Consider the following 13,415-nt stretch of genomic DNA (forward strand, 5'->3'; position numbering starts at 1 on the left):
AGGACGATTCGCAGCAGGTTTTCCGTCAGCAGGGCTCCGGTTTGCGGATAACCATGACGTTGCAAGCCAATTAATCGTGATCATTAAGCCTTTGTAGGGGTAAATCCGCCCGTTTCCTTGACTTTCCGGCAGTTTCCTTCTATTCGCCGCAACCATTGTTGCCCGATCTTCCGGGCTATTGAGCGATGTTCGCGAGAACAGGAACGGAAACTACTTCCCTTTGACCACTTTTGCTGACCTTGGCCTGAGCCAAAAAGTCCTTTCTGCCGTCACCGATGCCGGCTACACCATTCCGACCCCGATCCAGGCAGGCGCAATTCCGCCGGCCCTGCAGCGGCGTGACATTCTCGGCATCGCCCAGACAGGCACCGGCAAGACGGCAGGCTTCGTTCTCCCCATGTTGACGCTGCTCGAGAAGGGCCGCGCCAGGGCTCGCATGCCGCGCACGCTCATTCTGGAGCCGACGCGCGAATTGGCAGCCCAGGTCGCCGAGAACTTCGAGAAGTACGGACGGAATCACAAGTTGAACGTGGCGCTGCTGATTGGTGGCGTGTCGTTCGATGAGCAGGATCGCAAACTGGAACGTGGTGCCGACGTCCTGATCTGCACACCAGGCCGCCTGCTCGACCATTGTGAGCGCGGCAAGCTTCTGATGACAGGCGTCGAGATCCTCGTGATCGACGAAGCCGACCGAATGCTCGACATGGGCTTCATCCCCGATATCGAGCGCATCGCCAAGATGATCCCGTTCACGCGTCAGACGCTGTTCTTCTCGGCAACCATGCCGCCAGAAATCCAGAAGCTGGCCGACCAGTTTCTGCAGAATCCAGAGCGAATCGAAGTCGCTCCGCCGTCATCGACGGCGAAGACGGTGACGCAGCGCCTCGTCGCATGCCACAACAAAGATTACGAGAAGCGTTCGAAGCTGCGAGACCTCATCCGCGCCCAGGACGACCTGAAGAACGCGATCATCTTCTGCAACCGCAAGAAGGATGTCGCCGACCTCTTCCGGTCGCTCGAGCGCCACGGCTTCTCGGTGGGCGCGCTGCATGGCGACATGGACCAGCGCTCTCGTACGACCATGCTGGCAGGCTTCAAGGCCAACGCGATCACGCTGCTCGTCGCCTCTGACGTCGCCGCCCGCGGCCTCGACATCCCCGATGTCAGCCATGTCTTCAATTTCGACGTTCCGATCCACGCCGAAGACTATGTCCACCGCATTGGCCGTACCGGTCGTGCCGGACGCTCAGGCGCGGCCTTTACCCTGGTTACGCGCAGCGACACCAAGTTCCTCGATGCCATCGAAAAGCTCATCGATCAGAAGATCGAATGGCTTGATGGCGACCTGTCGGCCCTTCCGGCGCCGGCCGAGAGCCATGACGAAAGCCGTGGAAAACGCGGCCGCGACAAGGGTCGTGAGCGGCGCGGCGGTCATAAATCCGATACGCGCAGCGAGTATGTCAAACCGGCAGAGGAACAACAGGTGATGGAAGCGGTGAAAGTGGAAGCGATCAAGGTGGAGCCGGTGGCGACAGAACGCAAAACGGACAAGCGCCGCGATCAGAACCCGCGCAACAACCGCAACAATCCTTATCCGGCAAACGACGACAATCGTGATCGCCGCCGCAACCGTCATAACGACCATGACGACGGCCCGACGCCCGTTGGCTTCGGCGATGACATCCCGGCCTTCATGCTGATCGTCGCTGCCGCCAAGGCCTGATCCCTGTGGGTCAGCCCGGTATCGATTTCCCCGGTCTCGGGGTTGGTCTTGCCATCCTCCGGGATGGCAAACTGCTTTTGTGCAAGCGCATGAAGGCGCCGGAAGCCGGCCACTGGAACATCGTCGGCGGCAAGGTCGATCACATGGAGCGTGCCGAGATCGCCGCGCGCCGTGAGGCCGAGGAAGAAACGGGGCTCTCGATCGGTCCGATCCGCTATCTCGGCATTACCGAACAATTGATCGAGGCGGACCGCCAGCACTGGATCTCGCTGCTCTACGTCACCGACGACACATCCGGCGATCCACAACTGACCGAACCGGACAAGCTTTCGGAAATCAGCTGGTTTGATCTGGATGACCTGCCGCAGCCGCTTTCCGCCTTCACCCAGACGGTTCTGACCTATCTGCGCTGAGCGGCCTCACGCTCAGTAACCCGCATCGCGGCATCGAGCGCGATCCGAGCCCATTTCGCCATGATGTCGGGGTCGTCGAGCGCTTCGTCGGGGATCGTCCAATAGGGCATGGCGACAGGCTTGCCGCTTCGACCCTCGTAGCACCAGCGCCGGGCGCCGGCTTCTTCGAGCAAGGGCGCACTCTCTTCGTCACCCTTCAGCATCAGTTCGCCGCGCAGTTCGAGTGCAAAGATGATGCCGCGCGCATAAATGCCCTTGCCGCCGAACATCCGACGGATCGACACCGGCCCGACCGCCTCGAACATCTCCTCAATCGCCGCATTGTCCATGATCAATCCTTCAGGATCCCGCCGGCTGCCAGAATGGCCTCGGGCGTATCGACGTCAAGACGGGCAGCGGGGCCGATCTCGACATCGATGACTGCAAGCCCCGCGCTTTCGATCACAGGCCGGGCGCCGATATCGCCTTCAAGCGTCTTCAAGGCCTCGAAGGTTGCTGCGGGCAAAATGACGGGATTGCCGCGCTGGCCATCGGAAACGGCGCGCACAATCGCCTTGCCGCCGGATTTACCGTAAGCGCTTGCAAGTGCTGCGATATCCGCGCTGGAGACGTTCGGCATGTCAGCCAGCAGCACCATCATGCCAGGCAGCCCCTTGGCCTCGACCGAGGCAAGACCCGCCTTCAGCGAACTCGCCATACCGGTCAAAAAGTGTTCATTTTCCAGCACTTCAACAGCGAACCCTGCAAGCGCCTCGGCAACCTCGCCGCTGCGATGGCCGGTGATGACCGTAACAGCACCGACGCCGGCCTCGATTGCCTGACGCACGGAGCGTCGTACGAGCGGCTCGCCCTCGAACTCGGCGAGCAGCTTATGGCGACCACCCTCGCCCATCCGGCTTGCCCGCCCTGCGGCAAGCACCACGAGGCCAAAGGCCGCCGGATCGACGTCCTTCGTGGCACTTAGACGCGGCAGCGGACGGCTCGGGATTTCCATCAGCAGACCACCGACGCCCCAGCCCGCCATTTCCATGCGGTCGGGCGGTTGACCGGCGAGAATGCCATTCAGCACCCAGTCAAAACCATTTTCCTTCGGCGAGCGGGCGCAGCCTGGCGCACCGATGACGGGGACATCGCCCACATGACCGAGAACCAGCAGATTGCCAGGATCGACGGGCAGGCCGACCTGATCGACCACGCCACCGGCAAGGCGGATGGCGGAGGGTATCACGTCATCGGCATCTGACACGGCCGAGGCACCAAAGACGACGATGAGCGGCGGACCGTCTTCCACGGCAGCTCTGTCGTTAAGCGAGGCGCGGATGGCGTCCGCCACGGCGTCAGCCCGATGCGGGACCCGGTGTTCAGATGCAAGTCGGCTCGCCGAGGGCGCAAGCCGGGCTTCAAGCACGCGGGTCGTCTTGTCCATGACAGACGGTTTCAGGGACGGCAGATGGGTCGCGACGAGATGTACCCGGTGGCGACAATAGGGCGCGACCTCAAAGGCGATGACCTCCTGCAGGAGGGCAGCAGCTTCTGCAACACGTGCACCGGCCACGGCCAGCGGGATGATCTTCACGGTCGCGACGAGATCACCGGCCCGCACGTCCCGCCGATCAGCGAGACAGGCGAGCGTGATCGCGGGATCGACGGCGTTGAAGCGGTCGACCAACGTCCTGTTCGCGCGAAAGAGACCGTTTGCAGAGGCATAGAAATTCACCCGCCCGGTCGAGGCCGGACTGCGGGTCAGGCCTCTGGGCTCTATTGCAGCGCTCAACCGGTCGGCCGCTTCGTCTTCCATCAGGTCGCCCGGTTCCAGCCGGCAGGCAATGACGGTCGTTACCCCCTCTGCCTGCAAGCGAACGAGATCCGCCGTCTGCAGGCGGTGTCCCTTCTGCAGTTTGCCGGAGGCGAGTGGCTGGGAATGCGCAAGGATCGCACCCTCAGCTTCTGGTGTCAGGATCGGCCCGAACTTCACGGCGATGCCTCATGGGAGCCGGAGGCCGCCCCGACACTACGCCGGCGCAGCGACTGGATGACATCGGCGAGGATCGCGACCGCGATTTCGGCCGGTGTGGCAGCGCCGATATCGATGCCGATCGGGGCCCGGATGGCGGCAATGGTCTCGGCATCCAGACCGCCCGCCGTCAAGCGCTCGACGCGCTTCGCATGCGTCTTGCGGGAGCCAAGCGCACCGACATAGAAGCAGCCCGCCTGCAGCGCCGCGATCAGGCCGGGATCGTCGATCTTCGGATCATGGGTGACGGCCACCATGGCGGAATAGCGGTCGAGCGGCATCCCGGCGAAGACCTCGTCCGGCCAGTCAGCCCGTAGATCGATACCGGAGAAGCGCTCGGGCGTTGCGAAGGCTGTGCGCGGATCGATGATGGTGACGGCAAAGCCTGATAACGCCGCCATCGGCGCCAGTGCCTGGCTGATGTGCACGGCGCCGATCACGACGATCCGCGGCGGCGGCAGATGCACGTTCAGGAACAGGCTCTTGCCCGCGATCTCGGCAGTGCCCGACTTGCCGGAGAGAAGACGCGCCCGGATCTCCTGCCCCAGGGCATCGGTCGCAACCTGATCCTCGGTGATTAGTTGCGAGACGCCCGAGTCGAGGTCGCTCACCAGCACGGCGCCGAGACGGTCACGTTTCGCGGCGTTCAGAGCCGCAAGCGTCGAAATCTCCATCAGCCGAGCCTCTCGACCTGCACGCGGATGCGGCCGCCGCAGGACAGCCCCACCCGCCAGGCGGTCTCGTCGGCCACGCCGAATTCGAGCATCTTCGGCGTCCCGCTCTCGATCACGTCGAGCGCCTCCGTGATGACAGCCCCTTCGACACAGCCACCGGACACCGAGCCCTCGAAATTACCCTCGCCATCGATGACAAGATGGCTGCCGATCGGGCGCGGCGCCGAGCCCCAGGTCTCGATCACGGTCGCGATCGCGACGGATCGTCCCTCGGCGAACCAGCTTTCGGCAATTTCGAGCGGATCGCGCAGAACGGCGTCGGTGGTCATCATGGCTGGCTCCTGTCTGAAGCGAGGTAACGCCGCGGATCGCAGTTCCGATCCGGCGCCCCGGAAAGAGATTGGACGAGATCCGAAAGCGCTTCCAGATTATGGACTGACCGCAACTCGTCGACATGCGGCAGCATTGCGCGCACCCCCCGCGCGCGCGCTTCGAAACCGGCAAAGCGCAGCAGCGGATTGAGCCAGACGAGGCGCCTACACGAACGATGTAGCCGGTCGGTCTCGCGGGCAAGCATATCGACCTCGTCCCGCTCCAGCCCGTCGGTGATCAGGAGAACAACGGCACCCTGCCCCAGAACGCGACGGCCCCAATGGCGGTTGAAGAGCCTGAGCGTTTCGCCGATCCGCGTACCGCCCGACCAGTCGGCCACGGCGTCTGTGCATTGCGCAATCGCCTCGTCCGGATCTCGGTGACGGAGTTGCCTCGTCACATTGGTCAGCCGCGTACCAAAGAGGAAGGTATGCACCCGGCGGCGACGTTCGGTCAGAACATGCAGGAAATGCAGGAAGATGCGGGTATACTGGCTCATCGAACCGGAAATGTCCGCGAGGATGACGAGCGGCGGCGGCTGTTGCCGGCGCTCTCGAAACTTGGGCAGCATCAGGTCGCCGCCAGTCCGCAGCGACTGGCGCATGCTGGCGCGCGGATCGATGATGCGCCCGCGTGGCGACATCCGGTAACGGCGCGTTTGAACGAGATCGAGCGGCATGGCCAAGCGTTCAATGGCACGCCGCGCCTCCTTCAGTTCGCTCGCCGTCATCTGCCCGAAATCAAGCCGGCGAAAGACCTCCTGGCCCGAAACCGTGAGCCGAGCATCGATCTCGACATCCGGCTCGTCGCGTGGCTTCGGCTCGCGTTTTCTGTCGGCAAACAAAGCATCGCTGACACGCGCTCCGCCGGCCTTCGGCTTCTGCCGCTCTCCGATCGCCGCCACCGGCGACATCAGCGCGATCATCTTGCCGACGAGATCCCGCGAGCGCCAGAAGATCGAAAAGGCCTCGTCGAAAACCGGCTGATCCTCGTGCCGCTTGACGAAGATCGCCGAGAGCGCCGCATGGAACTCGATGCGCGAGCCGATGCCGATCGCGTCGATCGCCTCGATGGCGTCGATCACGGCACCGGGGCCGGGCTTCAGGCCAGCCTTTCGCAAGACACGCGCAAAATGCACGATATTGTCGGCGAGCCGCCCGTCGCCCTTAACCGGTGGCGGCACAACGATTCCGTCACGTCCATTGGCGGGATGCGGCCCGAAGCTTTCCATCTCAGCCGGCCTTCGCCAGGAGTTCGGCCTTGACCTCCGAGAGCAGCTTCTCGCCCTCGCTGCCCTGGATGCGGGCGATGTCTTCCTGGTACTTCAAAAGCGTGCCGAGCGTATCGGCGATCGTCTCCGGATCGAGCGCCAACCGGTCGAGTTCGGTAAGCGCCGTTGCCCAGTCGATGGTCTCGGCGATGCCGGGGTTCTTGAACAGGTCGATGGTCCTGAGTTTCTGCACATAGGCGACGATCTGCCGGGAGAGCTGTTCGTTGCAACCCTTCACCTTGCGGCGGATGATCGCCAGTTCGTCGGCAGCGGCCGGATAGTCGACCCAATGGTAGAGGCACCGGCGCTTCAGCGCGTCATGCACCTCGCGGGTGCGGTTCGACGTGACGATGACGATCGGCGGCTCGGAGGCCTTCACCGTCCCGAATTCGGGGATGGTCACCTGGAAATCCGAGAGGACTTCCAGCAGGAAAGCCTCGAAGGCCTCGTCAGTGCGGTCGAGTTCGTCGATCAGGAAAACCGGCGCGCGTCCCGGTTCGCCTTGCAGCGCCTGAAGGACCGGACGGCGGATCAGATAGCGCTCGGAAAAAATGTCGCCCTCGAGCCGGGTTCGATCCGAGACGCCGGAGGCTTCAGCCATGCGGATTTCCAGCATCTGTGCCGAGTAGTTCCACTCGTAGACTGCGGAGGCCACATCGAGGCCTTCGTAGCACTGCAGGCGGATCAGCGGGCGGTCGAGCGCCTTGGCCAGCACCTTGGCGACTTCGGTCTTGCCGACACCGGCTTCCCCTTCCAGGAAAAGCGGCCGTTTCATCTTGAGCGCGAGAAATAGCACCGTCGCCAGCGGCCTGCCGGCCAGATAATCCTCAGCCGAAAGCAGATCGATTATGCCATCGATCGTCTCCGGCAGCACCTTTCCCGAGGTCTCTGCCATGTCTCCTCCCATGTTCGAGGGGAAGTCTATAGCGTGTGATAGCCCCGGTCCAGATAGATGAGCGACGGCTCACGCTGACCGAAATGCACCGCCTTCACCTCGCCGAAAAGGATCGTATGGGTATTCGTCACCTTGCGGTCGGTCACGACACAGTCGAAGGCGACGATCGCATCGACAAGCACCGGCGACCCGGTTTCCATCACCTGCCATTCAGCCTGGGCAAACCGGTCTTCGGCAGAGAGCTTGCCGAACCCTGCAAAGGCATTGGCCAGATCCTGGTGATGGGCACCCAGCGTATTCAAGGCGAAATGCCCACTCTCGAAAAGCACGGCATTGCTCGCATTGCTGTTGTTGAGGCAGGCAAGCACCATGGGCGGGCTGTCGGACACCGAGCAGGCGGCGGTAATCGTAACCCCGCGCCGGATGCCTTGGTGCTCCGTCGTCACGATCTGCACATGCCCCGCATAATGGCTCATGGCCTCGCGATAAACGGCTGGATCCAGAATTTGCATGCTCAAACTCACGTTTCCCCCTTGGAAGCTTGCCCTCAAGACACCGCAATATGGGCCGCAGCCCTTATCTTTTCCACAACACCATCACGATTTCGGTGATGCCCCGCATTGCCCGGCGTAAAGCCAGCATTTCCAATTGCCTGCGCGTTCGGCTAGGATCGTGCCATGACCCACGCACGCCCTTTCACAACCTGGCTTTCGCTCCCCGCTTTGCTCGTGCTCAGCGTACCCGCATCGTCGGCTGCGGAGCTGAAACTTGCCGTGGTCGCCCCGACGGCCGGTAGCTTCGCCGTGCTCGGCGACCAGGTGCGCGAGGGCGCGGCGCTGGCCGCAGAAGGACTATCAATCAGCATTGTCGAGATCGACGAGCCCTGTACCGAAGGCAGCGGCCAGGCGGTGGCCGAAGCGATCACGGCGGCAGGGGTGAAGGCAGCGGTCGGCTTTCTCTGCAGCGAAACCTTGAAGGAGGGCCTGCCCGTTCTGGCAGATGCCAACCTTCCCGCACTGACACTGTCGGTCCGCTGGAAAGGGCTGATGGAGGATGCGGTAAAGGCCGGCTGGCCGCTGTTCCGTCTCGCACCCAATGGCGATCAGGAATCCGGCAAGCTCTCTCAGGTCATCCTGCGTGATTGGCCAGGCGAACCGGTGGCTCTGCTGGAAGACGGCACGATCCGCGGCCGAGAACTGACCGAGGCGATCCGGATCACGCTCGAAGAACGCGGCCTGAAACCCGCCTTCATTGACACCTTCCGACCGGGTCAGGAGCAGCAGCTGACACTGGTCCGTCGGCTCAAGACGGCCGGCATCAGCCATGTCTTTGTCGGTGGCGATCGCAACGATGTCTCGATCATCGCCCGTGACGCCAAGGCTGAAGACCTGTCACTGACGCTTCTCGGCGGCGAAGCCATGCGGGCGGCAGATGAACCGGTTCCACTGGAAGATGGCGTGCTCGCGGTCGGTCTCGTCGAGACACCGCAGGGGCCATCGGCTCCGGCGCTGATCGGCGATTTCGAGGCCGCAGGGATAGCTCCAGAGGGCTATGTTCTGCCGGCCCATGCGGCCGTCACCATGCTCGCGGATTCCTGGGGCATCTCGTCCGCCATGGGCACACCCGTCACGGATGCACTGATCGGCACGACCTTCGAGACGGTGATCGGCCCGATCACCTTCGGTGAGGATCACGAGCTGACCGAGAACCCCTATCGCTTGCTGAAATGGCAGGACAACGCATTCGTGCCCGTGTCCGAACCATCGCAGTAACCGCGATCAGTCGCGGTAGGGCCAGAAGGCCTGGCTGAACACGCCGCCATCCACCCAGATCGTCTGGCCGGTCACAAAAGCCGATTGCGGACCGGCGAGGAAAAGGACCGGTCCTGCAATGTCTTCCGGCGTGCCGACACGACGCAGAGGCGTCACATCGCCCCAGGTCTTCGCATAATCGGGAGCCTCGGCCTGGGTGCGTGCCGTTTCGATCGCACCGGGTGCCACGCAATTGACGCGGATCTGATGCGGCCCGAGCTCGACGGCCGACACTTTGGTCAGCTGCTCGATGCCACCCTTCGATGCAGTATAGTCGACCAGTTTCGGAAAGGCCTGCTTGTTGCAGCCGGAACCGAGATTGATGATCGACCCGCCCTTGCCCGCCTCGACCATGCGGCGCGCCACACGCTGGCTGTTGAGGAAGGTGCCCTTGAGATTGGTGCTGATGACGGCGTCCCAGCGCTCTTCGGAAAGCTCAAGCATCGAGGCCCAGGTCTGGATGCCGGCATTGTTGACGAGCACGTCCGGCACCTGTCCCGCCCAGGCGATCACCTCGTCCAGGAATGCTTCGATGTCAGCGCTGTTGGCCACCTCGCATTCCCGACCGATCGCGCGACCACCAAGCGCAGACACATCCTTCTCGACCTCCGCTGCGGCATCCGGCTGACCGAGATGGGTAAAGGCGACGTCATATCCTTCGCGCACAAAGGCCGACACCAGATGACGGCCGATGCCGGAGCTTCCGCCGGTGATGATTGCAAATTTGGCCACGACGTCCTCCCGGATGGCTATGCTTTTGCCGAGGGATGCAGCGCCGGGCAGCAATCGTCAAGGCCAGCCATGCCGATGACTGGCGTCTCATCCGAAGGCATGGTTGCCGCTCAAGGGCGCCGATGCTATGCGGACCGCCATCAACAGCTGGTGCCCGCGTCTCTCGTCCGCGACGGCATCGATCGATCCCTGGCCCGCGAGGAGCTTCCGATGACCCGCCCTCTCCTGATCTCGCCTTCCATTCTGGCTGCCGACTTCTCCCGCCTCGGAGAAGAAGTGCGCGACGTCGTCGACGCCGGCGCAGAATGGGTGCATCTCGACGTGATGGACGGCCATTTCGTCCCGAACATCTCCTTCGGCCCCGCGATCATCAAGGCGCTGCGCCCCTGGACCAAGGCCGTCTTCGACTGCCATCTGATGATCGCGCCTGCCGATCCCTATCTCGCCGCCTTCGCCGATGCCGGCTGCGACATCATCACGGTGCATGCGGAAGCCGGTCCGCACCTGCATCGCTCGCTGCAGACCATACGGGCGCTCGGCAAGAAGGCCGGCGTTTCGCTCAATCCGGCAACGCCGCTTTCGGTCCTCGAGCATGTGATGGATGATCTCGACCTGATCCTGATCATGAGCGTCAACCCGGGCTTCGGCGGCCAGAAGTACATTCCGGCGATGACGGACAAAATCGCCAAGGCGAAGGCCCTGATCGGCAACCGCCCGATCGACCTCGAGGTTGATGGCGGCGTCACCGCCGACAATGCCGCCGAAATCGCCAAGGCCGGCGCCAATGCGCTGGTTGCCGGCTCGGCAATCTTCAAGGGCAAGGGCGTTGACGACTACCGCAAGACGGTCGACAGTCTGCGCAAGGCAGCCGAGGGAGGTCGGGCTTGAAACTGCAGCTATCTGCCATCGCGCTCGCGCTTCTGACGGCCTCTGCGGCCTCAGCCGGAGACGTGGCGGAAATGCGTCCCCTGGGTTTCTCGCCTGACGGCAAGTTCTTCGCCTTCGAGCAGTTCGGCGAGCAGGATGGCTCCGGCTTCGCCTATGCCGAAATTCAGGTGATCGACACCGAAACGGACCAGTATGTTCCAGGTACGCCGGTCAGCGTTCTGATCAAGCGGGAGCAAGCCTCCATCGGTGAAGCACGACGGGAGAGCCTGAAACAGGCGAAGGCCATCCTCGATGAACGCAAAATCGGTGACGATCCCGGCCATCTGGTGGCCATGGCACCGATCGGCGAACTCGCTGGCAAAACCGATGAATTACGCTACCAGGCTTATCCGAGCTTCTATGTGTCGGAAGGAGTGTACCGCGTGAGCCTCGAACAATTCGAGGCCAAGGGCGAGGATCTCTGTGTCAACCTGAACGTCAATGTGCGCGGCTTTGCGCTCTCGATCGCCGATGATGCAAAACCCGAGGTGCGGCGCGAGGTCTACCGCGACAAATCCATTCCGAAGAGCCGCAATTGCCCGAGTGCTTACGCCGTCGGCGGTGTCGTTACCCCAGGCTACGGCTCGAACGGACCGCACATGATCATGGTCCTAGTCGCATCCCTTGGCTTCGAGGGCAACAATCTGCGCTGGCTGGCCGTCCCGGTGAAGCCCTGATGCCGCGCCGCCCGCTGCCGTCGGTGCAGTTGTGGATGGGCGGTTCGCTTGCCTGGGCTCTGGCCATGGCGGCAAGCTTTCAGCTTTCCGTCCATCTCTTCGGACGCGCGACAAGCAGCCATGACCTCGCCTTGACCCTGATCTACGCTGCCGGCGGTCTGCTCGGCTGGCTCATCGCGCTGCCCCTCATCCACCTGGTCGAGAAGCGCGGCGGGCCGCAGACTGCTTTGGCGGCCTGGCTTTTGCTGCTCGGTGTTGTCACGGTCGGTGCGATCTCAGGGATCTATGCCCTGCAATATCGAAGCTTCTATGCCCACTGGCACGCGCCATTCCCCTCGCGCATATGGGTTTATCAGCAGATTTTCACCACGGCATCCGCTCTCTACCAGTTTGCCGTGCTCGGGCTGCGCCACCTGCTGCCGGCCGGGTTGGCCATGCTTCTGGTGCTCAGCATGGTGATGGCCCGCCGCAGCCGTTGAGCTTGCCGCCCCACTTTGCTAAGGGGGGCCAGCATTTTCCCATGTACAACGAAAGACGAGCCCGATGATCCCGCGTTACTCCCGGCCGGAAATGGTCGCCATCTGGTCCCCCGAAACCAAGTTCCGCATCTGGTTCGAGATCGAGGCGCATGCCTGCGACGCGCTCGCTGACCTCGGCGTGATCCCACAGGAATCCGCACGCACCATCTGGGAAAAGGGTGGTCCGGCCGATTTCGACGTCGCCCGCATCGACGAGATCGAGGCCGTCACCAAGCACGACGTCATCGCCTTCCTGACGCATCTCGCCGAATTCATCGGCCCGGATAGCCGCTTCGTGCACCAGGGCATGACCTCGTCGGACGTGCTCGACACGACCCTCAACATTCAGCTGGTCCGCGCCGCCGACATCCTGATCGCCGACATGGATCGGGTTCTGGCAGCGCTGAAGGCCCGCGCCTTCGAACACAAGGACACTGTTCGTATCGGCCGCAGCCACGGCATCCATGCCGAGCCGACGACCATGGGCCTGACCTTCGCCCGCTTCTATGCCGAAATGGCCCGCAACCGCGACCGCCTGGTCAATGCCCGCGCAGAAGTCGCGACCGGCGCAATCTCCGGCGCCGTCGGCACCTTCGCCAATATCGATCCGCGCGTCGAAGAGCATGTCTGCGCCAAGCTTGGCCTCGTGCCGGAGCCGATCTCGACCCAGGTCATCCCGCGCGACCGCCATGCGATGTTCTTCGCCACGCTTGGCGTCATCGCGTCCTCGATCGAGAACGTCGCGATCGAAATCCGCCACATGCAGCGCACGGAAGTGCTGGAAGCCGAAGAGTTCTTCTCGCCGGGCCAGAAGGGCTCGTCCGCCATGCCGCACAAGCGCAACCCGGTTCTGACCGAGAACCTGACGGGCCTCGCCCGCCTCGTGCGCATGTCGGTCGTTCCGGCGATGGAGAACGTCGCCCTCTGGCACGAGCGCGACATCAGCCATTCGAGCGTCGAGCGCGCCATCGGCCCCGACACCACGATCACGCTTGATTTCGCGCTCAACCGTCTGGCCGGCGTCATCGAAAAGCTCGTGATCTACCCCGAGAACATGTTGAAGAACATGAACAAGTTCAAGGGCCTGGTGATGAGCCAGCGCGTTCTGCTGGCGCTCACGCAAGCCGGCGTTTCGCGCGAGGACAGCTACCGGCTCGTGCAGCGCAACGCGATGAAGGTGTGGGAAAAAGGCGCCGACTTCCTCGAGGAACTTCTGGGTGATGAAGAGGTGCGCGCAGCGCTTTCGGAAGAAGACATTCGCGAAAAGTTCGACCTCGGCTACCATACCAAGCATGTCGACACGATCTTTGCCCGCGTCTTCGGCTGATACCCGGCGAACGGACATGGGACACAATGAGACGGGCGCGGAGACATTCGCGCCCGTTTTGA

Annotated in this window: 15 protein-coding genes; 7 read left to right on the top strand and 8 right to left on the bottom strand. The window is 63.0% G+C overall.

Annotated elements, in window-relative coordinates:
* Positions 1 to 220: 220 nt before the first annotated feature.
* Both IP85_RS11020 and IP85_RS11025 read left to right on the top strand, forming a co-directional pair.
* The gene (locus tag IP85_RS11020) at positions 221 to 1,723 is read left to right on the top strand and encodes a DEAD/DEAH box helicase (RefSeq protein WP_054149728.1); all 1,503 of its coding nucleotides are present in this window, start codon (positions 221 to 223) and stop codon (positions 1,721 to 1,723) included.
* A 5-nt stretch (positions 1,724 to 1,728) separates the two neighbouring features.
* The gene (locus IP85_RS11025; RefSeq protein ID WP_054149729.1) at positions 1,729 to 2,136 is read left to right on the top strand and encodes an NUDIX domain-containing protein; all 408 of its coding nucleotides are present in this window, start codon (positions 1,729 to 1,731) and stop codon (positions 2,134 to 2,136) included.
* Here the strand turns inward: IP85_RS11025 and IP85_RS11030 are convergent.
* The 7 genes from IP85_RS11030 to IP85_RS11060 are packed head-to-tail and all read right to left on the bottom strand — an operon-like array spanning position 2,124 to position 7,873.
* Positions 2,124 to 2,465, bottom strand: coding sequence for a TfoX/Sxy family protein (locus IP85_RS11030; RefSeq protein WP_054149730.1), 342 nt, complete (start codon positions 2,463 to 2,465; stop codon positions 2,124 to 2,126). The genes IP85_RS11025 and IP85_RS11030 overlap by 13 nt on opposite strands.
* A 2-nt stretch (positions 2,466 to 2,467) precedes the next feature.
* Positions 2,468 to 4,111 (bottom strand): molybdopterin-binding/glycosyltransferase family 2 protein, encoded by a 1,644-nt coding sequence (locus tag IP85_RS11035; protein WP_054149731.1) that lies wholly within the window; start codon positions 4,109 to 4,111, stop codon positions 2,468 to 2,470.
* Positions 4,108 to 4,824, bottom strand: coding sequence for an XdhC family protein (locus tag IP85_RS11040; RefSeq protein ID WP_054149732.1), 717 nt, complete (start codon positions 4,822 to 4,824; stop codon positions 4,108 to 4,110). Before IP85_RS11040 ends, IP85_RS11035 begins: the two co-directional genes overlap by 4 nt.
* Positions 4,824 to 5,153, bottom strand: a complete 330-nt coding sequence (locus tag IP85_RS11045) for an XdhC family protein (RefSeq protein ID WP_054149788.1) — start codon at positions 5,151 to 5,153, stop codon at positions 4,824 to 4,826. Before IP85_RS11045 ends, IP85_RS11040 begins: the two co-directional genes overlap by 1 nt.
* A complete protein-coding gene (locus tag IP85_RS11050; RefSeq protein ID WP_153762289.1) occupies positions 5,153 to 6,427 on the bottom strand; it encodes a VWA domain-containing protein in 1,275 nt (424 codons plus the stop codon). The genes IP85_RS11045 and IP85_RS11050 overlap by 1 nt, the downstream gene beginning before the upstream one ends.
* A gap of 1 nt (position 6,428) precedes the next feature.
* Complete coding sequence (locus IP85_RS11055) at positions 6,429 to 7,361, bottom strand: MoxR family ATPase (protein WP_054149733.1); 933 nt, start codon at positions 7,359 to 7,361, stop codon at positions 6,429 to 6,431.
* Positions 7,362 to 7,387: 26 nt separating this feature from the next.
* A complete protein-coding gene (locus IP85_RS11060) occupies positions 7,388 to 7,873 on the bottom strand; it encodes a flavin reductase (protein WP_054149734.1) in 486 nt (161 codons plus the stop codon).
* Between the two features lie 165 nt (positions 7,874 to 8,038).
* Between IP85_RS11060 and IP85_RS11065 the strand changes: the two genes are divergently transcribed.
* A complete protein-coding gene (locus IP85_RS11065; RefSeq protein ID WP_054149735.1) occupies positions 8,039 to 9,133 on the top strand; it encodes a branched-chain amino acid ABC transporter substrate-binding protein in 1,095 nt (364 codons plus the stop codon).
* A gap of 6 nt (positions 9,134 to 9,139) precedes the next feature.
* On the opposite strand, the gene IP85_RS11070 is transcribed toward IP85_RS11065, so the two are convergent.
* Entirely contained in the window at positions 9,140 to 9,904 is a 765-nt protein-coding gene (locus tag IP85_RS11070; RefSeq protein WP_054149790.1) for an SDR family NAD(P)-dependent oxidoreductase, read from the bottom strand.
* A gap of 210 nt (positions 9,905 to 10,114) precedes the next feature.
* Here IP85_RS11070 and rpe point away from each other — a divergent pair, with 210 nt between their 5' ends.
* The 4 genes from rpe to purB all read left to right on the top strand — a co-directional run bounded on the left by rpe (position 10,115) and on the right by purB (position 13,353).
* On the top strand, positions 10,115 to 10,792 hold the full coding sequence (gene rpe, locus IP85_RS11075) for a ribulose-phosphate 3-epimerase (RefSeq protein WP_054149791.1): 678 nt from the start codon (positions 10,115 to 10,117) through the stop codon (positions 10,790 to 10,792).
* The gene (locus IP85_RS11080) at positions 10,789 to 11,508 is read left to right on the top strand and encodes a DUF2259 domain-containing protein (protein ID WP_054149736.1); all 720 of its coding nucleotides are present in this window, start codon (positions 10,789 to 10,791) and stop codon (positions 11,506 to 11,508) included. Before rpe ends, IP85_RS11080 begins: the two co-directional genes overlap by 4 nt.
* The gene (locus IP85_RS11085) at positions 11,508 to 11,987 is read left to right on the top strand and encodes a hypothetical protein (protein WP_054149737.1); all 480 of its coding nucleotides are present in this window, start codon (positions 11,508 to 11,510) and stop codon (positions 11,985 to 11,987) included. The genes IP85_RS11080 and IP85_RS11085 overlap by 1 nt, the downstream gene beginning before the upstream one ends.
* A 64-nt stretch (positions 11,988 to 12,051) precedes the next feature.
* Positions 12,052 to 13,353 carry an adenylosuccinate lyase gene (gene purB / locus IP85_RS11090; protein WP_054149738.1) on the top strand — a complete coding sequence of 434 codons (1,302 nt, stop codon included), beginning with the start codon at positions 12,052 to 12,054 and terminating at the stop codon, positions 13,351 to 13,353.
* Positions 13,354 to 13,415: the final 62 nt, after the last annotated feature.

The organism is Rhizobium sp. AAP116 (assembly GCF_001295785.1).
Lineage (GTDB): Bacteria > Pseudomonadota > Alphaproteobacteria > Rhizobiales > Rhizobiaceae > Allorhizobium.